19 protein-coding genes are annotated in these 22,340 nt (G+C 63.4%); 13 read left to right on the forward strand and 6 right to left on the reverse strand.

The genetic code is table 11. The features are described 5' to 3' along the window. Positions 1-10: 10 nt before the first annotated feature. Together FJ972_RS12905 and FJ972_RS12910 are read right to left on the reverse strand one after the other, a co-directional pair. Complete coding sequence (locus tag FJ972_RS12905) at positions 11-1,198, reverse strand: ATP-grasp domain-containing protein (RefSeq protein WP_140521440.1); 1,188 nt, start codon at positions 1,196-1,198, stop codon at positions 11-13. Positions 1,199-1,305: 107 nt separating this feature from the next. Continuing rightward, positions 1,306-2,571 carry an NAD(P)-binding domain-containing protein gene (locus FJ972_RS12910; RefSeq protein ID WP_140521441.1) on the reverse strand — a complete coding sequence of 422 codons (1,266 nt, stop codon included), beginning with the start codon at positions 2,569-2,571 and terminating at the stop codon, positions 1,306-1,308. 341 nt (positions 2,572-2,912) lie between these two features. Between FJ972_RS12910 and FJ972_RS12915 the strand changes: the two genes are divergently transcribed. The 10 genes from FJ972_RS12915 (at position 2,913) to FJ972_RS12960 (ending at position 14,139) form a co-directional block, all read left to right on the forward strand. After that, the gene (locus tag FJ972_RS12915; protein ID WP_140499061.1) at positions 2,913-3,137 is read left to right on the forward strand and encodes a hypothetical protein; all 225 of its coding nucleotides are present in this window, start codon (positions 2,913-2,915) and stop codon (positions 3,135-3,137) included. A gap of 120 nt (positions 3,138-3,257) precedes the next feature. Next, positions 3,258-5,744, forward strand: a complete 2,487-nt coding sequence (gene ligD / locus FJ972_RS12920) for a DNA ligase D (RefSeq protein ID WP_140521442.1) — start codon at positions 3,258-3,260, stop codon at positions 5,742-5,744. A gap of 225 nt (positions 5,745-5,969) precedes the next feature. Next, positions 5,970-6,878 (forward strand): Ku protein, encoded by a 909-nt coding sequence (locus FJ972_RS12925; protein ID WP_140521443.1) that lies wholly within the window; start codon positions 5,970-5,972, stop codon positions 6,876-6,878. Then, complete coding sequence (locus FJ972_RS12930) at positions 6,875-7,996, forward strand: tetratricopeptide repeat protein (protein ID WP_140521444.1); 1,122 nt, start codon at positions 6,875-6,877, stop codon at positions 7,994-7,996. The genes FJ972_RS12925 and FJ972_RS12930 overlap by 4 nt, the downstream gene beginning before the upstream one ends. 213 nt (positions 7,997-8,209) lie before the next feature. After that, on the forward strand, positions 8,210-8,854 hold the full coding sequence (locus FJ972_RS12935) for an alpha/beta family hydrolase (RefSeq protein ID WP_140521445.1): 645 nt from the start codon (positions 8,210-8,212) through the stop codon (positions 8,852-8,854). Positions 8,855-8,861: 7 nt separating this feature from the next. Then, positions 8,862-9,632, forward strand: coding sequence for an exodeoxyribonuclease III (locus tag FJ972_RS12940; RefSeq protein WP_140499052.1), 771 nt, complete (start codon positions 8,862-8,864; stop codon positions 9,630-9,632). Between the two features lie 243 nt (positions 9,633-9,875). Further along, positions 9,876-11,297, forward strand: a complete 1,422-nt coding sequence (locus FJ972_RS12945; RefSeq protein WP_140521446.1) for a hypothetical protein — start codon at positions 9,876-9,878, stop codon at positions 11,295-11,297. Further along, a complete protein-coding gene (locus FJ972_RS12950; protein WP_140499048.1) occupies positions 11,294-12,115 on the forward strand; it encodes a hypothetical protein in 822 nt (273 codons plus the stop codon). Before FJ972_RS12945 ends, FJ972_RS12950 begins: the two co-directional genes overlap by 4 nt. Next, positions 12,112-13,143 (forward strand): hypothetical protein, encoded by a 1,032-nt coding sequence (locus FJ972_RS12955; RefSeq protein ID WP_140499046.1) that lies wholly within the window; start codon positions 12,112-12,114, stop codon positions 13,141-13,143. Before FJ972_RS12950 ends, FJ972_RS12955 begins: the two co-directional genes overlap by 4 nt. Positions 13,144-13,176: 33 nt before the next feature. Next, a complete protein-coding gene (locus FJ972_RS12960; RefSeq protein WP_181167220.1) occupies positions 13,177-14,139 on the forward strand; it encodes a hypothetical protein in 963 nt (320 codons plus the stop codon). A 151-nt stretch (positions 14,140-14,290) separates the two neighbouring features. Here the strand turns inward: FJ972_RS12960 and FJ972_RS12965 are convergent, their stop codons facing one another. Next, entirely contained in the window at positions 14,291-15,031 is a 741-nt protein-coding gene (locus tag FJ972_RS12965; RefSeq protein WP_140499042.1) for a sulfotransferase family protein, read from the reverse strand. A gap of 355 nt (positions 15,032-15,386) precedes the next feature. After that, positions 15,387-16,253, reverse strand: coding sequence for a glutathione-dependent disulfide-bond oxidoreductase (yghU, locus tag FJ972_RS12970; RefSeq protein WP_140499040.1), 867 nt, complete (start codon positions 16,251-16,253; stop codon positions 15,387-15,389). A gap of 237 nt (positions 16,254-16,490) precedes the next feature. Here yghU and FJ972_RS12975 point away from each other — a divergent pair, with 237 nt between their 5' ends. Next, positions 16,491-17,396 (forward strand): S1C family serine protease, encoded by a 906-nt coding sequence (locus FJ972_RS12975; RefSeq protein ID WP_140516129.1) that lies wholly within the window; start codon positions 16,491-16,493, stop codon positions 17,394-17,396. Positions 17,397-17,562: 166 nt separating this feature from the next. Here the strand turns inward: FJ972_RS12975 and FJ972_RS12980 are convergent, their stop codons facing one another. Next, on the reverse strand, positions 17,563-17,829 hold the full coding sequence (locus FJ972_RS12980) for a hypothetical protein (protein ID WP_140516127.1): 267 nt from the start codon (positions 17,827-17,829) through the stop codon (positions 17,563-17,565). 608 nt (positions 17,830-18,437) lie between these two features. Here FJ972_RS12980 and FJ972_RS12990 point away from each other — a divergent pair. Continuing rightward, positions 18,438-20,060 (forward strand): ABC-F family ATP-binding cassette domain-containing protein, encoded by a 1,623-nt coding sequence (locus FJ972_RS12990; protein ID WP_140499032.1) that lies wholly within the window; start codon positions 18,438-18,440, stop codon positions 20,058-20,060. 36 nt (positions 20,061-20,096) lie between these two features. On the opposite strand, the gene gcvA is transcribed toward FJ972_RS12990, so the two are convergent. Continuing rightward, entirely contained in the window at positions 20,097-20,981 is an 885-nt protein-coding gene (gcvA, locus tag FJ972_RS12995; RefSeq protein WP_140499030.1) for a transcriptional regulator GcvA, read from the reverse strand. A gap of 111 nt (positions 20,982-21,092) precedes the next feature. On the opposite strand from gcvA, the gene FJ972_RS30255 reads away from it, so the two are divergent. Continuing rightward, the gene (locus FJ972_RS30255; protein WP_210239838.1) at positions 21,093-22,328 is read left to right on the forward strand and encodes an SDR family oxidoreductase; all 1,236 of its coding nucleotides are present in this window, start codon (positions 21,093-21,095) and stop codon (positions 22,326-22,328) included. Positions 22,329-22,340: the final 12 nt, after the last annotated feature.

A 22,340-nucleotide genomic window follows, 5' to 3' on the forward strand; every position in this document is an offset into this window, starting at 1 on the left:
GGCGATTTTGTCAGGGCCGGCGGCCGGCCGGGTTCAGCAGCCGTTTCGTCAGCACCCGCCATGCCGTCAGCGGCAGTTCGATCAGCCCCGGCAGCAGATCGTTTGAGGCGAACGCCGCCCAGGATCGAACCGTCGCGAAGGAGTTGACATAGGCCGCGATGCCAAGCCTGCCGCCCAGCATCAGCGTCACGGATGAAACAGCGTCGCGGGCCAGATACATCCATGCCGTTCCCGGGCGAGCGGTAGCGGCTGCGGTGGCCCGGCCGTTCACTGTCTCCCACAGCATCGCCCCCAGGTCGACGCCGGCAGGCGCGCAAAGTCCGAACCACGACCAGGGGCGCGGATTGACGTCGAGAAGCTTGAGCGTGCCGTCGCGACAATCGTGCTTGAATTCGACCTCGACCAGGCCGCTATGGCCGATCGACGACAGCAATGTGCGCGCGGCAGCGACGGCGCGGGGCTCGTCGACGATCTCGACGAAGGTGCTGGTATAGCCGAAGTCGACCGGATACTGCCGCGAGCGGCGCGCGGTGAACTCCGCGATCGGCTTGCCCTCTTTCCAGAGCGCGGCGTAAGAGAATTGGCTTTCTCCCCCGCCCGGCACGCGCTCCTGCACGACGACGTTTTGGCCGCCGATCTGTTCGGCCGCGCCGCGATAGGCGGCGAGAAACGAGGCCCTGTCGTCGGCCTGGACGACCTTGGCCCTGGCGATGCGGGTGTTGCCGCCGCCCATGTGAGGCTTGAGAACGACCGGAAAAACCATGTCCAGGGATGAGGCCTGCGCCATGGATGCGATGTCATAGGTCCTTGGAATGGACAGCCGCAACTCGGTTGCCCGCCTGTAGAGGAACGGCTTGTCGCAGACCCACTGCAACGCATCCCAGGAAGGCAGCAAGATCTTATAGATCGCCGACAGGGCGGCGAGGTTTTCCGAGACCAGGCGAACCTCTGGATCGGCGGCCGGGATCAGGAGGCATCCCTCCAGCCGGTGTTTACGCGCCGCTTCCAGCAGAAACGGCAGTGCCCGCTCATCGTTTGGGCCGGGCCAGCGGATGGTGGCTCCGACAAATCGCGACCAGCCCGGCAGCGGCGAATCATTGGTGATGTAGGTGAGGGGCACTTTTTGCGCGCCGAGGCTGCGCGCCAGGGCAAGTGTGCCGTGCGCGCCCCCAAGAAACACTGCGCCTGACGTCGCCAAGCCTACATCCTCACATGCTGTCCGGCACGGCCGGTTGCCCAGCTCTTCCGCTTTGACAGGCGAGAGCCCCGCCTGATCGCGCTGATACATGGCGGGGCCGGCGACGCTCAACGCGGCTTCGGGCCGGCGGGAACCGAGGCTTCGCCCAGTCTCATGGTGGAGCGCCGTGCGTTCTGCCCCTTGCTTCTGGCAGTGCGTATGAAACGGGTGACGGCCTGCGCCGCATACGGGGTGGCGGCGGTGAAACGCATTAACGGGCCAAAACTCGCGACCGCGCTGGCGCCGACAAAATGCAGGCCGGGAATGTTCGATTCCAGTCCCGTGGAAAGGACAGGCGATCCGTCACGGCAGGCTATCGCATCGAGGAAATCGGGGGCGAAGAGCCCGAGCTTGCCGATGTCTATGCGATAGCCGGTCGCAAGAAGGACGTGATCGTAAGCGGTCGAGCCGTTCTCGAACCGCAAGTCTATTCCGGAGTTGCTGGCGGAGGCGCCGACGATCACGCGGCCGGCCTTGACCTCGATGCCGCCGAAGTCCGGCAGCAGCCAGCCCGACGCGCCGGCCCTGAGGCCACGCGCATTGACCCAGCGTCGTGCCGCCGCCGGCAAACCATGCACGAGACCCGGCGCCTCGATCAGCCAGGACAACGGGAAGGGGCCGACGCGCGAGGGCGACGCCAGGAGTTCCTCGGCGGCGCCTAGCACATTGCGGCCCCGGCTGCTGGACGGCGCGCCCAGCCAATGGATGTCGCCTCGGCAGACGAGTTCGACATCGGCTCCCGCCTTTCTCAGCAGGACGGCGGATTCGCAGGCGCTTTGTCCGCGCCCGACGACGGCGACATGCTTGCCGGCAAAGGCTTCGAATCCGGTGTGCGCGCTGGTATGGCTGACCAATTCGGAGGGCAGGCCGGTGAAGGCGGCGGGCACCAGTTCCTGGTTCTTCAGGCCCATGGCGACGATGACGCGGCCGGCGCGCACCACATCGCCGTCGGCAAGGATCAGCCGGAATCCCGCATTGGTCCGTTCGACACGGCTCACCATGCGCGTGTCGAGATCCGGAACCGCCTGAGCCTGAACCCACATTCCATAGTCGACGAAATCTTGCCGCAGCAATGGCTCGCGCAATTGGACGCGCTGGCCGCTGGCGTAGGAATCGAGGGAGAGCGGGCCGTTCGGGTTGCCGATAAAGGTTGCGCGCCAGGGCGAGCGAAGCCGCATGCCCCGAGGCATGTTCTCGCGCCAAAAGCCCATCGGGCTGCCAAAGGCAAGCACGTCTACATCAGCTGCCCTGAGCGCCGTGGCGACGCCAAGTCCGAAAGGTCCGGCGCCGACAACAGCCACTTCACAGTCATTGCTTCGCACGGAAGCGGTCATGAGCCTTGTTCTCCTGGATGGCCGCGCCATCCCCGCGCCGCTCTGACGCATTGGCGCCGCGGCCGGAGCCCGCCTATTCCTAGGCGCGCCGAGGTTAACAATGCGGAAAGCAGAAGCGCCGAGCCGCCTCGGCGCATATGCCAAACAAGATGTCATACTGTTCCAGCCCACAGGTTCGCGGACATAATCGAGCCGATGCCGTCGGCTATGCTTGCGTCTTGCAGGGAAGCCGCCGCGGCGAGGAAATTGACACCCGCGCCGCTCTCCGCCATCCTTGACGCCAGTCGCCGGACCGCGAAGCGCGGTCGAGTTCCGTGTCAGGGCGACCGAGGGCGAAGCGCATGTCCAGTGCCGTGAACAGCCAGAACTCCAAGCGTGCCGCGGTGCGCAAGGCGCTCGACCGCCACAAGGTCTACATCACCGCGCAGAGTTTTTCAGGCGGCACCTATAGGGCGCGCGTGCTGGTCGATGGCGAGGCCTACTGGGTCGACGAATTCCGCTTGAGCCAGCTGCGGCAGGGCCTGTCGCCCGCTGAGCTCGAACTGACGCCGGCGGCCGACGATTGAGCGTGGTGACTGGTTGGCAGCGACGTTTCGGCTAGTCACCCTGATACATGCCGCATCGGACCGTTCGAGCAGGCATGGCGCTCTGTTGTTGCAATTGGCTGGCTTGCGACGGTCGATGCCATGACGACGCCCTCCAAGCTCAAACCTTACCGCGCCAAGCGCGAATTCTCGAAGACGCCGGAACCGGCGGGTGGGTTGATCGCCGAGGAGGGCAACCGCTTCGTCGTCCACAAGCACCATGCCACGGCGGATCACTACGACCTGCGCCTTGAGGTCGGCGGCGTGCTGAAGAGCTGGGCGGTGCCGCGCGGACCTTCGCTCAATCCGGCCGACAAAAGGCTGGCGGTCGAGACCGAGGACCATCCGCTCGAATATATCGACTTCGAGGGCGTCATTCCCGAAGGCGAGTATGGCGGCGGGCCGATGATCGTCTGGGACACGGGCAGCTGGGCGCCGATGGAGGATGTCGAGAAGAGCTTGCGCACCGGCGCCTTCAAGTTCCGGCTGGCCGGGAAAAAGCTCAATGGCGGCTGGATGTTGACCAGGCTGAAGCCGAAGCCCGGCGAAGAGGAGGGCAAGAAGAATTGGCTTCTGTTCAAGGAGCGCGATCTCGCTTCCAATCCCACGCTCGACATCCTCGAAGAGCGGCCGGAGAGCGTGAAATCCGGCCGCCGTATCGAGGAGCTGGTGGCGCCGCCGCCGGCCAAGGCTGCGCCAAGGCCCGGTACGCTGAAGCCCGGCGCCTTGCCCGGCGCGGTCAAGACCTCGCCCGCCGCCCGCATAGAGCCGCAACTGGCGACACAGGTGCCGAAACCGCCGGGCGGTGACGATCCTGGCGACCGCACCGGCGAGTCCTGGCTGCACGAGATCAAGTTCGACGGCTACCGCACCATGGCGCATCTGACAGGTGGCGAGGTCAGGCTGATCACCCGCGGCGGCATCGACTGGACCAAGCGTTATGGCGATCTGCCGCATGCCTTCGCCAAGCTGCCGTGCCGGGAGGCCATCATCGACGGCGAGATCGTCGTGCTCGACGGCAAGGGCATTTCCCGCTTCGCGCTTCTGCAGGACGCGCTGGCGGAGGGCGCCGGCAGCAAGCTGCATTTCTACGCCTTCGATCTCCTGCATCTCGACGGCTGGGATTTGCGCAAGGCGCCGCTGGAAAGGCGCAAGGCGCTGCTGGCCGAACTGCTCGCCGGCCTGCGCGCCAACTCCGCGATCCAGTACAGCGATCACGTGGGCGGCGACGGGCAGGGGCTTTACGACCAGGCCTCGGAGCTTGGCCTGGAAGGCGTCGTCTCCAAGCGCGCAACCGCGACCTACCAGAGCGGCCGCACGAAGAGCTGGACCAAGACGAAGGCGCTGCAAACCGGCGATTTTGTCATCGCCGGCTACACCGTTTCGGATGCAGCCGAGGGGCTGGCGGCGCTTGGCCTTGCCGAATTCGAGGACGGCGAGCTTCACTATCGCGGCAAGGTCGGCACCGGCTTCGACGCCGAGACCGCGGCCGATCTTCTGGCCCGGCTGGAGCCGCTCACATCAGGCGCCATGGCGCCCGAAGGCGCGCCGCGCGAAATCATGCGCGAGATGCATTGGGTGAAGCCGCTGTTTTCAGCCCATATCCATTACGCCAACCGCACGGCGGACAATGCTCTGCGCCATGCGGTGTTTCGCGGCCTCAGGGATGTCGGCCTCTCGACGCCGGTTTCGGCCAAGCGCAAGCGGCTGATCGCGGAGGCTGACCTCGCCACGATCTGGGTAACCAACCCGACCAGGCGCCTGTTCGGCAAGACCGGGCCGACCAAACTCGACATCGCCGTCTACTACGCGCTGGTCGGAGATTTCATGCTGCCGCATATTCTAGGGCGTCCAGTGTCGCTGGTGCGCTGCCCGACCGGCCTGCCGAAGGACTGCTTCTTCCAGCGCCATGCCTTCACCGGCATGCCGCCTTCGGTTGCCACCTTCGAGGCGACCAATTCCGAGGGTGAGACCAAATCCTACCTCTCGGTCGAGGGCGCAAAGGGCTATCTGGCGCTGGCGCAGTTCGGCGTGGTCGAGTTCCACACCTGGGGTACGCATCGCACCAGCCTCGACAGGCCCGACCAGATCGTCTTCGATCTCGATCCGGGCGAAGGGATCTCCTGGCGCGAAGTGGTGGAGGCCGCGGTGCACATCAAGGGCGAACTGGAGAGGCTGGGGCTGGTCCCCTTCGCCAAAACCTCGGGCGGCAAGGGCATCCATATCACCGTGCCGGTGACCGCCAGGCAGAACTGGAAGACGCTGCACCAGGCGACCAGCGCTATTTCCACGCATCTGGCGGCAAGCGCGCCTGACACCTTCACCACCACAATGGGCAAGGACAACCGCAAGAAGCGCATCTTCATCGACTATCACCGCAACGCGCGCGGCCACACCTCCGCCGCACCCTATTCGCTGCGCGCCCGCACCAACCTGCCGGCCTCGACGCCGGTGAGCTGGGCGGATCTGGAGACGATCGACGCGCCGCAGGACCTGAACTATGCGTCGCTGCCGGGACTCTTGGAAACGTCGGGCGATCCGTGGGCTGAGATCGACGAGTTTGCTCGGGATTTGCCCACGTTCAAATAGATTGGTTTCCTCTCCCCCGCTTCGCGGGGGCGAGGAAACCCAAGTCCATCGACGCTTTTGACAATTTGAATTATTCTCTACTCGCGGCCCTTCCGGCGTCCTAAAACATTTCGTCAGGATTTGCCGGTAAGGTGCGGGGTCGGTGTAGGATTTGCGCAGCCTTGTTCGTCCTTCGGACGAAAGCGCTGCGAAAAGTTTCAGTGCATGGCCGCGTAGGAGTTCATCATGGCGCCCAGGGCAAGTTGGAAAGGTTACCTCAAGCTCAGTCTGGTGAGCTGTCCGGTGCGGCTATACCCCGCCACCAGCGCCAGCGAGCGCATCTCGTTCAACCAGTTGCACAAGAAGACCCACAACCGCATCAACATGAAGCCGGTCGATCCGGAACTCGGACTGGTCGAGCGTTCGGACCTGGTCAAGGGCTACGAGTACGAGGACAAGCAGTACATCATCATCGACGATAGCGACCTCGACGCGGTGCGCATCGAATCCAACCACACGATGAACATCGAGGCCTTCGTCGACGAGGACGAGGTCGACGTCATCTACCAGGACGCGCCCTATTACATGGCGCCGGACGGCGCGATGGCGGAGGAGACTTTCGCCGTGCTGCGCGAAGCCATGCGCAAATCCGGCAAGCTGGCGATCGCGCGGCTAGTCCTGTCCAGCCGCGAGCGCGTGGTGACGATCGGCGCGCGCGAAAACGGCATGTTCGTGTGCACGTTGAGGAACCCGAACGAAGTGCGCGGCACGGCTGAATATTTCGGCAATATCCCTGCCGGCAACCCGGATCCTGAAATGCTGCAACTCGCCGAAGCGCTGATCAAGCAGAAGGAAACCACCTTCGATCCGAAGAACTACGAGGATCGCTACGAGATCGCGCTGATGGCGATGATCCGCGAGAAGCTGAAGGGCCACAAGCCTATCATCGCGGCGGCACCCGAGCGCGGCAACGTCATCAATTTGATGGATGCGCTGAAGGCGAGCCTGTCGCAGTCGCAGTCGAAGCCGCCGGCCAAGTCGAAGAGCAAGGCCGACGAGAAGCCCGCCGCCAAGGCCAAGACGGCCGCGGGCGGCGCTGCTGAAAATCCGCTGAAAGCCAACCTGCTGAAGGCGGTCGGCAAGAGCAAGAAGTGACGGCACCAGCCGGCGCTATATTCGGCACGATCGGCGCGCTGGCGGCGTTTCCGCTCAGGCTGGCGGCGCGCGAGGTCGCGCGCCAGCATGGCGAACTCAGGCGCGGTGTCATCCGGCGCACCACGCATGTCGTGTTCGGTCGCGGTCTGCTGGTCAAGGCCGGGCTGGTCAAAGCCGGGCTCACGAAGACCGGCGATGTCGAGGTCGAACGCCGCGTCGCCGCCGAGCGCGGCGCCGGGCGCACATTGCTCAGCGAGAACGGTTTTCTGCGCCTGCTCGGACTGATGAAGGCGCCTGAGGCCTCCTCGCTGTCGCGGCAATCGCTGATCGATCAGTCGCAGCTATCCGGCGCCGACCTCGATCTCTTGTCGCTGTTCGATGCCTTCGAACATGACTCGGAACCCTATTCCTTCCGCGACCTGATCCTGGCGCGCAAATATGCCGGGCTGGTCGCCGGCGGCGCGACATGGGGCGCGATCGCGCGCTCGGTGCATCGTTCCGGCCCGGTGGCTTCGCTCACCGCCAAGTCGCTCGCGGTCGGCTCGGCATCCGGGCGGCCCGATGCGATCTATCTGGATGGCGGCGAGAGCGAGCTCGACGGGCAATTGCTGTTCGATCTCGGCGCCTCCGACGACGATCCGCTGGAAGAGCTGTTCGCCGAGGCCGAAGCGGCGGAGGAGGGCGGCGACCATGATGGTGCCGCCGCGCTCTACCGGCGCTGCCTTGCAATCGATCCAGGCGACGCGATCGCCGCCTTCAACCGCGCCAACTGCCTGCGCGCCGGCGGCCACCCGGCGGAAGCGGCCCATGACTATGCGCGCGCGATCAAGCTCGATCCGGCTTTCGTCGAGGCCTGGTTCAATCTCGCCGGGCTGATGAGCGAGGAGGGCAAGACGGCGTCGGCGCGAAGGCACTTGTGGAAGGCGATCGCGCTCGACGGCAATTACGCCGATCCGGTTTTCAATCTCGCCCGGCTCGAATTCGACGCCGGCAATTTGCTGGAAGCGCGGCGGCTGTGGGCGCGGTATCTGGAGCTCGACGCGGAGTCGGAGTGGGCTGGAGTTGCGGCCAAGGGCGTGCAGTTCGTGGACATGCAGCTGGCGAAATCGGCGGGGTAAAGCTCTCCCGTTTTGGGAGAAGGTGGATCGGCGCGCAGCGCCGAGACGGTTGAGGGGTGCGTGTCGGAATGAGGCGTTTGCGTTTCCTGGAACACCCGTGATCCGGCCGAGCTTCGCGAGACCACCCCGGGGCGAGCCAACGGTCTCGCCCGCCCTTCGGGTCCCACAAGGGGAGAAGGGGTCACCAACGCCGAGCCACGGGAGCCCTATTCCATGACCACCTTCCTCTTCGACGGCGACGACACAGCTCCCGTCACCATCCTGCTCGCGCATGGCGCTGGCGCGTCGATGGATTCTCCTTCGATGACCGCCACCGCCAAGGCGCTGGCGGCAGTAGGCTTTCAGGTCGCGCGGTTCGAGTTCCACTATATGGCGTCCCGCCGCTATGGCCACCGCAAGCCGCCGCCGCGCGCCGAGACAGTGAACCCGGAATACATCAAGGCGATCGCCGACCTCAGGGCGAGGGGCGTGACCGGGACGTTGATCATCGGCGGCAAATCGATGGGCGGTCGCGTCGCCTCGATGGTGGCGGACGAGATGTTTGCCAGGGGCGAAATCTCGGGCCTGCTTTGCCTCGGCTATCCCTTCCACCCGCCCGGCAAGCCCGAGCAGTTGCGGACCAAGCATCTGGCCGGGTTGACGATACCGACGCTGATCTTCCAGGGCACGCGCGACGAGTTCGGCACGCCCGACGAGATTGCCGGCTATGGGCTCTCCGACAGCATCGAGGTCGTATGGTTGGAGGATGGCGATCACGATCTGAAGCCGCGCAAGAGCATCTCGGGGTTTTCGACCGCCGATCATCTGAAGACGCTGGCCGAAACGGTGAAGGCTTGGACGGGCAAGCTCGTCTCTTGACCCGCCGATGAAAATCGCCTCCTTCAACATCAATAACGTCAACAGCCGACTGAAGAATCTGCTGACCTGGCTGGCGGCGGCAAGACCCGATGTCGTCTGCCTGCAGGAGTTGAAGGCGCGCGATATGCAGTTTCCGCGCACTGCCCTGGCCGATGCCGGCTACGGCGCGGTGTGGAAGGGGGAGCCGACCTGGAACGGCGTCGCCATACTGGCGCGGGGCGCCGAGCCGGTGCTGACGCGCGATGTGCTGCCCGGCGACGATGCCGACAGGCAGAGCCGCTACATCGAGGCGGCGGTGAACGGAATCGTCATCGGCTGCCTGTACGCGCCGAACGGCAACCCGCAGCCGGGGCCGAAATTTCAGTACAAACTCGCCTGGCACGCACGGTTGGCGGCGCATGCCGAACAGTTGCTCGACACCGGTCTGCCGGTGGTGCTGGCGGGCGACTACAACATCGTGCCCGAGCCGCGCGATATCTATGCCACGCGCTCCTACGACGATAACGCGCTGGTACAGCCGGAAAGCCGGGCAGCCTTTGCGGCGCTCATCGAGCAAGGCTGGACGGACGCACTGCGCAAGGTGTACCCCAAAGAGACGCTCTACACCTTCTGGGATTACCGGCGGAACCGCTGGCCGCGCGATGCGGGCTTGCGGCTCGACCATATCCTCCTGTCGAAGAAGCTCGCCCGCAAGCTCAAGGCTGCCGGCATCGACCGCGACGTGCGCGGTGAGGACGGCGCCAGCGACCACGCGCCGGTGTGGGTGGAGTTGCGGTGAGGGGCGGCGTTTGGCGAAGCAGAATGCCCGCTCTCTTTTTCTCCGCCCTTCGGCGACAGCGACCATACAGTATACGGCGCAGAGTAAAATACGGCTCCCTAGCAGTAGACAGTCATTCTGATGGAATTGCCGTGCTTTTGCGTCCGCAAAAGCTCCACTTTCGATTGGGCGAAACTCGTTGAAGAATCCGGAGCTTACCGCTAGCCTCGATCCGGGTGGTCGGAAGAGTGTACGTGGGGTGGAATGTTCGGGTCACTGGAAAAGCTCAAGCAACGGCTGTTGCGGCCGCCGCATGCCTATAGGCCGACGACAGAGTCATTCCCCGACATTGACGTCCAGCGCATTGCACCGGATATGCGGCTTGCGGAGAAAGGCGAGAAGCGGGGCAGGGAGAATCTGCCTCAAAGCGATGACCTACCTTACGATGCCGTTGAAAACGATATCATCGAATTGGTCGGAGCCGCCCAGAAACAATCCCACGATCATCTGGAGAACCAACTTGCGGGGTTCAGGCAGCGTCTCATCGACCTCGACTTTGAATCGCGCTTTGCCAATATAAAAGCGGCATCCACGGCTGGTCTCTCCGACTTGAAAGCCGAATTGCAGATGGGAATCGATGATCTGCATGGGCTGCGTCGCGATCTGAAGGAGGCAGAGTCCTGGCATCGTGATTTCAAGGATCAGAACGGGCTTCGCCGGCCCTGCAAGAAGACCACCGCCATCGGTACGACGTTGAAATGGCTCTTTGTGGTGGCGCTGGTGATGGCAGAGCTCGTCATCAATGGCGAACTGCTTGCAAAGCGAAACGAGCTCGGGCTGGTCGGCGGCATCGTCGAGGCGCTGATCTTCGCGATTCTCAATGTCGGCGTCGCGCTGATGTTCGCCCTCTATGGCGTGCGCGAGATCGCGCATCGCTCGATTTTCCGTAAGTTTGTCGGCATTCTCGCCATCGCGGCCTATATCGGCGCAGCGATTGCCATCAATCTTGGTCTGGCGCATTACCGCGAGGTTGCCGGAACGATCGCGACCAATGGCGACGAGGTGATGCGACGCTTGCTAAGCGCGCCATTCGCGCTGAACGAATTTCGCTCCTGGATACTCTTCTTCCTCGGTGTGATGTTTTCACTCTTTGCCCTGATCGATGGGCTCAGCATGCGTGACACTTATCCAGGCTACGCCACGGTTGATCACCGGCTTGACGAGGCGCGGGCAAATTATCGAAACAAGCGGCAAGGCCTGATCGGCGAGCTTTCCGATGTTCGCAGTGGTTATGAGGACGAACTCGCCGATGCGCGCGCCGACCTCAGCAAGCAGCGGACAGAACACGATGCGATCGTGGCCCATCGCTCTCGGTTGGTTGGGCTGTTCGACGCCCACCAAGCTCAGCTTGAACGTGCGGCAAACAGCCTGTTCCGAATCTACAGGGACGCCAATATCGCTGTACGCACGACACCCGCGCCGGAGCGCTTTTCGCGGCCATACCAACTCGGCCGCATCGGCGTCCAGTATTTCCGCGACGGGGAATGGAACAGCGACGAATTGCAAGCTTCCATCAAGGATGCGCAAGGCGACCTCGACAAGATGCTGGTCGCCTTGGGTGAACAGTTCGAGGCTGCGTTGAAGCAGTATCGCGAACTGGATGTGCTGGTGCCTGAAGCCCAATGAGCGGTCGACGGTCCCGGCGCTCGCCTTCCAACCTTGTCAACTGGGGCTGGATTATTCTATTCGCGCTCGGCCTCATTGCCGCCGCGATAGGCTTTACCTACGTCTATGTCTCGGCGCGCTCGCAACTCGTCGAACTTGACGATCGGCTTTGCCCGGTCGTCGGAGCTGCGTCGCAAACCATCATCCTGATCGATACCACGGATGCAATCGCTGACGTCACCAAACTGAACATCCAGACCCTGCTGCGCGATACCGCCTCCGGCATCCAGCGCGGTGGCTTGCTCGAGATCAGGGCCCTTACATCAGCGGTACCCTATACGAAAGAACTCTTCTCGCTGTGCAACCCCGGCAATGGCGGCGACCTCAGTGCTTTCACCGGCAATGCGGCGCTGGCGCGAGAGCGTTGGCAAGCGGGATTCGGCCAGCCGCTGCTGGTTGCGCTTGAAAAAGCGGTCGAGGCAAACAAGGCCGACAGCTCGCCGATCATGGCCGGCATTCAGTCGATAGCCGTCAGCCATCTGGTCGCCCAGAAAACGCGTGCGGTCCCCTCGCGGCTGATTGTCGTTTCGGACATGTTCGAGAATACCGAATTCTTCTCTCACTACCGCGGCGCCACAGATTTCGATGCCTTCAAAAAGTCGCCCGCGGCAAACCGCTTCGCTACGGATCTCGCTGGCAGCGATGTGTCGATCTGGCTCATACGCCGGGCGAAGTCGCCCGTCGACAGCGTCGCGTTGATGGCATTCTGGCAGCAGTGGATTGATTACAATCACGGCGTTTTCAGCTCTGCCAAGTCGTTGCAAGGAGTTGAAGGGTGAGGCGGCCGCGCGTGGCCAGCCGGCAGTTGGACGCTGCGGCGCCACTGGTCTTTATCGTTTTTACCGGCCTGGGCGCCGCCTACATAGTCGTGGCCAAATCGCTTTCCGTGTCGGCATTCGTCGTTACCTTCGTGCCGATCGCGCTGATGATGGGCTACGCGGCGATGATCATGATCGCGCGCGGGCTCCGGCTGCGCGACGACCAAACCGGGGACAACTTCTACTATATGGGCTTCATCTTCACGCTCACCAGCCTCGCCGTTTCGCTTTACCAGTATGGAGGCGGTGGCGCAGTCGACGAGATCGTGCGCAATTTCGGCATCGCGGTTGCCTCCACCATCGCCGGCATTGCATTTCGCATCGTCTTCAATCAGCTCCGACGCGACCCCATGGAAGTGGAACGCGTGTCACGTCTCGAGCTCGCAGAAGCATCCCGCAAGGTGCGCCGGGAACTCGATGGCATCCTGAGCGAGATGAACCATTTCCAACGCTCCAACCAGCAGATGCTGCAAGAGGGCTATCACGAGATACGAACGCAAGTGGAAACCTCGGCGAAATCCCTGGTCCAGTCTCTGGACCTGCTCGCCAAGGAAGCTTCCGAGCACATCAGGGCATCCTCGCTGGCGATGCAGAGCGGAATAGACACCAAGGAGCTGCGGGGCGGCATCGACCAGACAGCCAAGGCAGTTCACGATATCAACGCCATCCTGACCAGCGCCAGCACGCAGATTGCGACCGCGACACAGATGATGGCCGACAAGCTCGCTGGCATGTCGACACCCGACAAGGTCATCGAGGTTCGGCTGGAGCCGGTCGTGGCCGGTTTGCAGCGGGCGATCGAAACCGCCATGAGCGATTTCTCTTCCCGTCTTGGCGATGTGGCGGAGCTTCGGCGCGGGCTGGAACAGTCCACGGCGGAAGCGCTTCGGGCCAGCGATGTGCTCGACAAACTTGCGGCGACATTTGAGGGTTATGATCGAGCGCCGACGCGGCAGGGTCTATTCAGACGGCTCTGGCGTGGCGGCTAAAGCGCGTTGCATGGTCAGTGTGGGACGATGTCGATGAAGATGCCTTCCTCGCTTATCGCCGAAGGGGAACGCGGCCATCGCCGAGGCGTGGTGCTTGGGCTCACAATGGCCGAGCTTCTCCTCCTTCTGCTTTTCTGCCTCCTTCTGGTCTCGGCCAGCATCGCACAGCGAAAAGATGAGAGGATCGCCGAGCTGCAGGCCTCCGCGAACCTGGACATCACGGTGGGCCAGCTTGCCGACATGCGTGCCGAACTGGCGCGCCTGCAGGCGCTGTTTCCAAAAGCGGCGCTTCCTTTGCCGCCAGCCAACTGGACCGAGCTCGTTGCGGCCAAAGCGGTGATCGACGGGCTTACGGAAAAGGGCATCGATGCCGCGCCGACGTCAGATCCGACGCTGCGGAAATTGCTGCTCGAAATCAGCGAAGCCAAAGCCGCCGACCCCCGTCTGCTGGACCGACTTGAAAAGACGCTCTCGGCCTCCAACGACAGGAGCGCGGACGCTGAATCGTCGATGCAGTGGCCGCCGATGATAACGTTGAGCGACGACGGCTATACATTTGAACGTGGCAGCGCTGCTCTCACCGACGCGTTCCGGGCTCGTTTGCAGACCAAGGTCACGGACGACGTTCTGTCTTTGCTGACACGCTACAAAGTCGATGTCGTCGAGATCGTCGGTCACACGGATGAGCAGAAAATCAATCCGGCCAAGCCGTCCAACCTCGATGCGGTTGCGATCTCGGCGATGAACGGAGCCAGCGCTATCAGCGATTTGACCCCGGCCGACAATGCGGGGCTGGGGCTCTCGCGCGCTATCGCGGTAGCGAACGCGCTGATCCAGACGGGACGGCTGGGCAGTGTGAAGATCATTCCGTTGTCAGCGGCACAGCTCGTAATGCCGGGAGACATTATCGCCGATGGCAGCCACGTTGGCGATGTTCGGGAACGCCGGCGTATCGAGATTCGGGTACGACGGTCCTCGGACGGCGGCACCAATTAACGCGGTGATCGCGCGATTCAGCCTGCTTGGCGGTATCGACAACGACGCCCTTGTTTTGACCGCAGCGCTTTTTCGCAATCGCGTGGCCTGGATCGCAAAGCCTTCGTCGCTTCGCTCCCGCTGCACCGAGGGATCGACGAACGGCGCCCAACTACCCCAGCCACCACCATAGCGCCGCGATCACCGCGATAACGGCCGCCACGCTTAGCGCCAGCATGATGTAGGAGCCCTTGATGATGTCGGCGATGATCTTCTTGATGGCCTCGCGGTCGTTGAGATTGGGGAAGGGCTCGTTCGGTTGCGCCACGTCGAGGAAGTGGCAGAGCGGGGCCCAGCCTTCGCTGACCTTGAACACCAGCAGCTTTTCCGGCGGCACCGCCGCCTTCACTTCCTCGACATATGCGTTGTAGCGCTCCACGGCCTTGGCGCGGTTGCCCATGACGCCGGCTAGCGTGCGGCCCCAGATCAGCCTGCGTGACATGTCGCCGAATTTCCGGCCGAACGGCGTCAGCCATTCCAGGATCTTGAACTGCCAGACATTCTCGGTGAAGTAGATCGTGTCGATGGTGCTCTCGTACCAGGCTTCCGCGCCGCGCGGGTGCAAGGTGAGCAGCACCTTGGCGTCGGGATAGGCGGCCATCAGTTCGCGCCACACGCAGCAGCCTGGATTGTCGACCGTCGCCTTGTAATTGCCGAATACCCGGCTCCAGTCCTGCTGCGTGCCGGGCGGGCTGTTGGCCACCTTGCGCCAGAAATCGAGATGGCCCTTGTTGGCCTTGTTCAGGATCACTTCCTGCATGTGGTAGCAGGGCAGGCCGAGCCTGTTCAGCGCGACGAAGGTCGACCATGTACCGGTGCGCCCGAAGCCGGCCCCGATCAGCGTGAGCGTCATTTGTTCCCCCGACCAAACCAAGGCCGCGTGCTCGCGCCCAAAAAGGACGCCGCGGCAACCCTAGGCATGCCCTGCGCGACAAGGACGCCGCGCTGCAGGATCGATTTGCTCGCTTGCATCGATCTGCTGGCAACACGTTGCGCCTCGGCCGGCATTTGCGCAACAGATTTCTATGGAGCCTGTGTGAGAGGACCGCTGTTGACGTCGGACGATGATAGAAGAAGACGCATTGCCGTCTTGAACGGCGCGGAGCGGATCAGCGTGATGTCCACGCCTCTAGGTGAGACGTTGCCGTTATCGACGCTTTCGCAAAATCAAACGGAGGGCGGGCAGCGCCGCTGCCCGCCCTCGCAGTTCACTCAGCCGCGAGCTTGTCCTGCGTGTTCGTGTCGAAATCGCTGGCGTCGTGGCGTTCGTGCAGCTGCATCGCGGGTTCGCCGAAGGCGCGGTTGACCATGCGTCCGCGCTTGACCGCGGGGCGCTCGTCGATCGCCTTCGCCCAGCGCTGCACGTTTTTATAGTCCTGCACCGAAAGGAACTCGCCGGAATCATTATACATGCGGCCGAGCGCCAGTCCGCCATACCAGGGCCAGACCGCCATGTCGGCGATCGAGTAGCCGGCGCCGGAAAGATATTCGGTCTCGGCCAGGCGGCGGTCGAGCACGTCGAGCTGGCGCTTGGTTTCCATGGCAAAGCGGTCGATGGCGTATTCGATCTTGGTCGGCGCGTACGCATAGAAATGACCGAAGCCGCCGCCGAGATAAGGGGCAGAGCCCATCTGCCAGAACAGCCAGGACAGGGTCTCGGCGCGCGCCGGCTGGTCGGTCGGCAGGAACTCGCCGAACTTTTCGGCGAGATAGGTGAGGATCGAACCCGACTCGAAGACGCGGATGGGCGTGGCGCCGCTGCGGTCCATCAGTGCGGGGATCTTGGAGTTCGGATTGACCTCGACGAAGCCGCTGCCGAACTGGTCGCCATCGTTGATCCTGATCAGCCAGGCGTCGTATTCGGCGCCCTTGTGGCCAAGCGCCAGCAGTTCCTCCAGCATGATCGTCACCTTGACGCCGTTCGGCGTCGCCAGCGAATAGAGCTGCAACGGGTGCTTGCCCACCGGCAGCACCTTGTCATGCGTCGGGCCGGCGATCGGGCGGTTGATGCTGGCGAAGGCGCCGCCGCTCGGCTTGTTCCAGGTCCATACTTTCGGCGGAGTGTATTCGGTCATCGCGGGGCCTCGTATTGTGGGGGAGAGACAGGTTGGAAGCGGGACTGGCAGTTGCACCTACAGCTAGGGCTGCAAACGGGAAAGTTCAACTTGCGTTGAACTATTGTCAATGACCATGCCTCTCATCTTCCCTTTGGGCTTCGAAAGGATGGAGGGGATGCCCCCCAACCCCTTGCGCCTTGGTTCGCGTGCCATACCTATAGGAACGTGACCCCCAAGCCCGTCCAGGACAAGAGCATGCCCATCAATCCCAACAGACGCTCCGTCGTGGCGGTGCGCGCCACCATTCCAGACGATGCCTTCACTGCCGGGGCATTGGGCACGCTGCGCGAAGGCAGCGGCGTCGTTATCCGCGACAATGGGTTGGTGCTGACCATCGGCTATCTCATTACCGAGGCGGAAGAGGTGTGGCTTACGACCCATGACGGCCGCGTCGTGCCTGCGCATGCGCTGGCCTACGACCAGGAATCGGGCTTTGGCCTGGTTCAGGCGCTGGCGCCGCTTGGCCTGCCGGCGGTGGCGCTGGGCGACGCCGGCAGGGCCAGGATCGGGGATAGCGTGGTGCTCGCCGACGGCATCGGCCAGTCGGTTCAGGCCAGGATCGTCACCAAGCAGGAATTCGCCGGCTATTGGGAATATCTGCTCGAGGAAGCGATCTTCATCGCGCCGGCGCATCCTTCCTGGGGCGGCGCGGCGCTGTTCGATGCAAAGGGCGCGCTGCTCGGCGTCGGGTCGCTGCGCCTGCAGATGAGCCGCAACGGCGAGGTCGCCGATATCAACATGGTGGTGCCGATCGACCTGTTGCCGCCGATCCTCGACGATCTCCTGACGCGCGGCCAGGTGGCGCGGCCGCCACGGCCATGGCTCGGCGCCCTCTCGGCCGAAAGCGACGGCCGGGTGGTGGTGATGAGCGTGACCGAAGGCGGTCCGGCCGCCAAGGCGGGCCTGCGCGAGGGCGACGTCATCTCCGACATACGAGACGGCGCGGTCGACGGGCTGGCCGATTTCTATCGCAAGCTATGGGACAGCGGTTCGGCCGGCGCCGAGATCCCGATGCGGGTCCTGCGCGACGGCCGTGAAACCTGGCTGCGCGTCAAATCCGCCGATCGCGACAGTTTCCTGAAGAAGCCGCAGTTGCAGTGAGCGCGTTACCTTCTCGACAGCAGAGAAGGAAAGCTCACAGCCCAGTCTAAAAGAAAAAGCCGCCGTCGCTTGCGCGAGGGCGGCTTTTTCCTGGAGGACGTCAGGAAGGTAAGCGGTCAAAGAGAATCAAGATGCGGCTCTATCTCGTTGTTCGGGCTTGAGAAGATCAAGCCGCGGCCTTGTGCTTCCTGACGGCGTGCTTGTGGCTGTGCTTGCGTACAGGCTTCTTCACATGCCTGCTGGTGTGCTTGCGATGCTTGACATGCTTGTGCGCGGCTGCCTTGACCGGCTTCTTCACGGCAGCGGCAGCGAGCGGAGCCGCGGTCGAGGCTGCCGTGGTGGCGGCCGTGTTGACGGTGCTGGCGCCGAGAACCGGCATTGCGAGACCGAGTGCAATGGCCAGGCCGAGCGCGGAGAGGAGGGGCTTGTTCATGAAAGGCTTCCTTGTTTCAAAGATGGTGGACGTCACTGGTTCAGGTCGACCGGTGTCACGCCCAGAAGCTTCGAGGCCTTGGCGAAGGTACGGATGCCCTGCGCCTCCTTGCGTTCGGCACAAAAACGGCTGGCCTTGTTCTGGAGCGCGGTTGCCTCGGCCAGATGGATCGCACTGGCACCGATGTCGTTTTTCGTCTCGATGGCTCTGTCGAATTGAAGACCGAGCCGGCTGCAAGACTCGCTCCGGGTAACCGCGCTTCCGCACCCGACGGTGCGACCGCATTGATGGCAAACGAAATGCCAAGCAGGGCACCCATCCATCCGGTCGAACGTGGTTTCATTTTCGGGACCATCCCTTTGCGTTGCGCCGCGACCGGTTCCGGCCGCCGCGGGGGTGGTTATCGCAGCACCGCTTTTCTCCAGTTTTTCCCGGACGTTGAATCTTGTTTCTAAAGTGTGTCTGGAGGGCGCTTCTCCCTCCTCCGCTGTGGGAAAACGTAAGAGCGCTGCGCCCGCTGCGGCGCTTCTGCCTCTTTCCCCGCCGCTGTCATTCGCGTATGGGCCGGGGCAACTCCCGCACCCTCACATCAGCCTCCCGGACCACTCATGATCAGACTTGAAAACATCGGCAAGCAGAACGGCCGTCAGCTTGTCTTCATCGAGGCGTCGGCCGCCTTGCAGAAAGGCGAAAAGGTCGGGCTCGTCGGCCCCAACGGCGCCGGCAAGACAACACTGTTTCGCATGATCACCGGGCAGGAACAGCCCGACGAGGGCCAGGTGCAGGTCGATCGCGGCGTCACGATCGGCTATTTCAGCCAGGATGTCGGCGATATGGACGGCCGTAGCGCGGTGGCCGAAGTGATGAACGGCGCCGGGCCGGTGAGCGAAGTGGCGGCCGAGATGGCGGCGCTGGAGGCGGCTATGGCTGATCCCGACCAGGCGGACCGGATGGACGAGATCATCGAACGCTATGGCGAGGCGCAGCACCGCTTCGAGGAACTCGACGGCTATGCGCTCGACGGCCGGGCGCGGGAAGTGCTCGACGGTCTCGGTTTCTCGCAGGAGATGATGGATGGTGACGTCGGAAAACTCTCCGGCGGCTGGAAGATGCGCGTGGCGCTGGCACGCATTCTGCTGATGCGGCCCGACGCCATGCTGCTCGACGAGCCGAGCAACCATCTCGACCTGGAAAGCCTGATCTGGCTCGAGCAGTTCCTGAAGAATTATGACGGCGCGCTCCTGATGACCTCGCACGACCGCGAGTTCATGAACCGCATCGTCAACAAGGTGGTGGAGATCGACGGCGGGTCGCTTACCGCCTATTCCGGCAATTACGAATTCTACCAGCAGCAGCGCGCGATCGCGGACAAGCAGCAGCAGGCGCAGTTCGAGCGCCAGCAGGCGATGCTGGCCAAGGAGATCGCCTTTATCGAACGGTTCAAGGCGCGCGCGTCGCATGCGGCCCAGGTGCAGAGCCGGGTGAAGAAGCTCGACAAGATCGATCGCGTCGAGCCGCCGAAGCGCCGCCAGACGGTGAATTTCGAGTTCCAGCCGGCGCCGCGCTGCGGCGAGGACGTCGTGACGTTGAAGAACGTCCACAAGGCCTATGGCAGCCGTTCGATCTATGAAGGGCTCGACTTCCAGGTGCGCCGGCGCGAGCGCTGGTGCATCATGGGCGTCAATGGCGCGGGCAAGTCGACGTTGTTGAAGTTGGTGGCCGGCGCGTCCGATCCCGACCAGGGTTCGGTGGCGCGCGGGCCTAGCGTGAAAATGGGCTATTTCGCCCAGCATGCCATGGAGCTGCTCGACGGCGAGCGCACCGTGTTCCAGACGCTGGAGGACAATTTTCCGCAGGCCGGCCAGGCGCCGCTTCGGGCGCTTGCCGGCTGCTTCGGTTTTTCCGGCGACGAGATCGAGAAGAAGTGCCGGGTGCTTTCGGGCGGCGAAAAGGCGCGGCTGGTGATGGCGCTGATGCTGTTCGACCCGCCCAACCTCCTGGTGCTGGACGAGCCGACCAACCATCTCGACATCGTCACCAAGCAGATGCTGATCGAGGCGCTGTCGCAGTATGAGGGCACCATGTTGTTCGTCTCGCACGACCGCCATTTCCTCGCGGCGCTGTCCAATCGCGTGCTGGAACTGACGCCGGATGGCATCCACACCTATGGCGGCGGCTACACCGAATATGTCGAGCGCACCGGGCAGGAGGCACCGGGGCTGAGGGGATAAGCACAGAGGCTACTCTCCGGAAGCGGCCGTGGAACGCTACGCCGTCATTTCCGAAAAGAGCCAATCGCGAAAAGCCTTCACCTTGCGCCGTCGGACCGCGTCCGGAGGGTAGACCAGGTAGAAGCTGGAAACCGATTTCAGCGCGTGGCCGAAAGGGCGGACAAGCCTTCCGGTGGCGAGGTCGGCCGCCACGAGCATGGTCCGGCCAAGTACCACGCCTTCACCTTGCACGGCCGATTCGACGGCGAAAGTGGCGGAATCGAAGGTAATCCCGCTCCGCGGATCCACGCCTTCCACTCCCGCGCTGGACAGCCAGGCCGCCCAGCCGATCGGGAAACCATCATGGATCAGCGTGTGGTGCCTGAGATCGTCGGGCTTCTCCAGCGGCCAGGCGCCCTGCATGAGCCTCGGGCTACACACTGGAAACACCTCCTCGCCAGTGAGGAATTCCGATGTGAGACCCGGATAGTTTCCGGCGCCATAGCGGATGGCGACGTCGATGCCGTCGCCAAGGAAATTGGTCAACCTGCCCGTCGTCGAAATCCTGACGTCGATGTCGCCATGCGCGCGATGAAAGCGATAGAGCCGCGGCACCAGCCATTTTCCCGCGAAGCCGTCGGAGGTGGAGACGTTCAATGTCGAGCCCGAATGGGCGGCCGTCGCCGATTGGGTGGCGGCCGCAAGCTGGTCGAGCATCTCGTGGACCGCCCTCGCATAGGGCTCGCCCACGGCGGTGAGGCGCACCGAGCGCGTCGCGCGCTCGAACAGAAGCACGCCGAGCTGTTCCTCAAGGTGCTTGATCGCCCGGCTGACGGCGCCGTGCGTGACGTTGAGCTCGTCGGCTGCCCTGGAGAAATTCAAATGCCGCGCGGCGGCCTCGAAGGCCGGCAGCGCGTTGAGTGGGGGAAGTCTGCGGATCATGGCCAATCTGTGAGATTTGATCACAAATCCTTGCCAAAGTTTGGATTGTCTGTCCAGCGCATGCTGGACAGAATGCTCGCAGGATTTGTGATCAAACGTCACGAGAGCAGCATGGCTACCGTTCACCCCTTCCTCTGGTTCAATCTCAACGCCGAAGAGGCGCGCGACTTCTATCTGTCTGTGTTCAAGAATGGCCGGGCGCTTGAGGCGATCGAATTCACCGATTTCGTCGGCGGCACGAATAAAACGGTGCCGCACGCGATCTTCGACTTCGAGCTCGAGGGCCAGCGCTTCACCGCGCTCAATGCCGGCTCGATGCCGCCGTTCAATGAGCGGATCTCGCTCTACATCGAGACCAAGGACCAGGCCGAGACAGATTATTACTGGAACGCGCTGACGGCGGGCGGCGGCGCTGAAAAGCCTTGCGGCTGGCTGAGGGACAAATTCGGCGTCTACTGGCAGGTGATCCCCGAAGCGGCGCTGCGCCTGATGAACGACCCGGACCGCGACAAGGCGGGGCGGGCGCGGCAGGCGATGTACAAGATGAGCAAGATCATTGTCGGCCCACGCCGGCAAGGCGTAATCCAGCAGTCCATCCTGAAGACGGAGGTTCCCATGGCATCGCTCAAGGGCAAGAGAATTATTGTCGTCGGAGGCAGTTCCGGCATAGGGCTCGGCGTAGCGGCAGCCGCGCTGGAGCGCGGCGCGGAGCTGGTGATCGTCGGCCGCTCGGGCGAAAAGCTCAAGGCCGCGGAACGGACGCTCGGCCCAGGCGGTCGCGTGCGAAGCCTTTCGGCTGATATGACGAAGGAAGCGGACATTGCCCGGATGTTCGACGAAACCGGTGCCTTCGACCACCTCGTCTCGACGGCCGGCACGCCGCCGCCCAACGACCCGATCGGCCAGACCGACATGGACTACGTGCGGCGCTTCGTCGACAACAAGCTGATCGGCGCCGTGATGCTCGCCAAACATGGCGTGCGCACGCTGAAAGCCGGAGGGTCGATGACCTTTACATCAGGCATCAACAAGGACCGCCCGCCGGTTCCCGGAGGCTCGGTTGTTTCCGCGATCGCCGGTTCATTCAGCTATTTCGCCCGGGCGCTGGCGCTGGAGCTGGCCCCGACGCGCGTCAATATCGTGTCGCCGGGATGGGTCGACACGCCGATGTGGGACGAACTCGTCGGTGAGGCCAAATCCGGTTTTTTCGCCGGCATAGCCGCCCGCCTGCCCGCGAGAAAGGTCGCTACGCCCGCCGACGTCGCCCCTGCCTATCTCTACCTCATGGAAAGCGAATTCACGACCGGCGAGACGATCCGCATCGATGGCGGACAGAACCTGATCTAGTTGGCACCGCAG

The sequence above is a fragment of the Mesorhizobium sp. B2-1-1 genome, from assembly GCF_006442975.2.
In the GTDB taxonomy this organism is placed as follows: Bacteria; Pseudomonadota; Alphaproteobacteria; order Rhizobiales; family Rhizobiaceae; genus Mesorhizobium.

What these genes read in the sequence shown, in the direction of transcription:
- ligD (WP_140521442.1), top strand. Translation starts at nt 3,258, where the DNA reads ATGACGACGCCCTCCAAGCTCAAACCTTACCGCGCCAAGCGCGAATTC.
- FJ972_RS12990 (WP_140499032.1), top strand. Translation starts at nt 18,438, where the DNA reads ATGATCAGACTTGAAAACATCGGCAAGCAGAACGGCCGTCAGCTTGTC.
- FJ972_RS12950 (WP_140499048.1), top strand. Translation starts at nt 11,294, where the DNA reads ATGAGCGGTCGACGGTCCCGGCGCTCGCCTTCCAACCTTGTCAACTGG.
- FJ972_RS12945 (WP_140521446.1), top strand. Translation starts at nt 9,876, where the DNA reads ATGTTCGGGTCACTGGAAAAGCTCAAGCAACGGCTGTTGCGGCCGCCG.
- FJ972_RS12910 (WP_140521441.1), bottom strand. Translation starts at nt 2,571, where the DNA reads ATGACCGCTTCCGTGCGAAGCAATGACTGTGAAGTGGCTGTTGTCGGC.
- FJ972_RS12940 (WP_140499052.1), top strand. Translation starts at nt 8,862, where the DNA reads ATGAAAATCGCCTCCTTCAACATCAATAACGTCAACAGCCGACTGAAG.
- yghU (WP_140499040.1), bottom strand. Translation starts at nt 16,253, where the DNA reads ATGACCGAATACACTCCGCCGAAAGTATGGACCTGGAACAAGCCGAGC.
- FJ972_RS12935 (WP_140521445.1), top strand. Translation starts at nt 8,210, where the DNA reads ATGACCACCTTCCTCTTCGACGGCGACGACACAGCTCCCGTCACCATC.
- FJ972_RS12980 (WP_140516127.1), bottom strand. Translation starts at nt 17,829, where the DNA reads ATGAACAAGCCCCTCCTCTCCGCGCTCGGCCTGGCCATTGCACTCGGT.
- FJ972_RS12915 (WP_140499061.1), top strand. Translation starts at nt 2,913, where the DNA reads ATGTCCAGTGCCGTGAACAGCCAGAACTCCAAGCGTGCCGCGGTGCGC.
- FJ972_RS12975 (WP_140516129.1), top strand. Translation starts at nt 16,491, where the DNA reads ATGCCCATCAATCCCAACAGACGCTCCGTCGTGGCGGTGCGCGCCACC.
- gcvA (WP_140499030.1), bottom strand. Translation starts at nt 20,981, where the DNA reads ATGATCCGCAGACTTCCCCCACTCAACGCGCTGCCGGCCTTCGAGGCC.
- FJ972_RS12925 (WP_140521443.1), top strand. Translation starts at nt 5,970, where the DNA reads ATGGCGCCCAGGGCAAGTTGGAAAGGTTACCTCAAGCTCAGTCTGGTG.
- FJ972_RS12965 (WP_140499042.1), bottom strand. Translation starts at nt 15,031, where the DNA reads ATGACGCTCACGCTGATCGGGGCCGGCTTCGGGCGCACCGGTACATGG.
- FJ972_RS12960 (WP_181167220.1), top strand. Translation starts at nt 13,177, where the DNA reads ATGAAGATGCCTTCCTCGCTTATCGCCGAAGGGGAACGCGGCCATCGC.
- FJ972_RS30255 (WP_210239838.1), top strand. Translation starts at nt 21,093, where the DNA reads ATGGCTACCGTTCACCCCTTCCTCTGGTTCAATCTCAACGCCGAAGAG.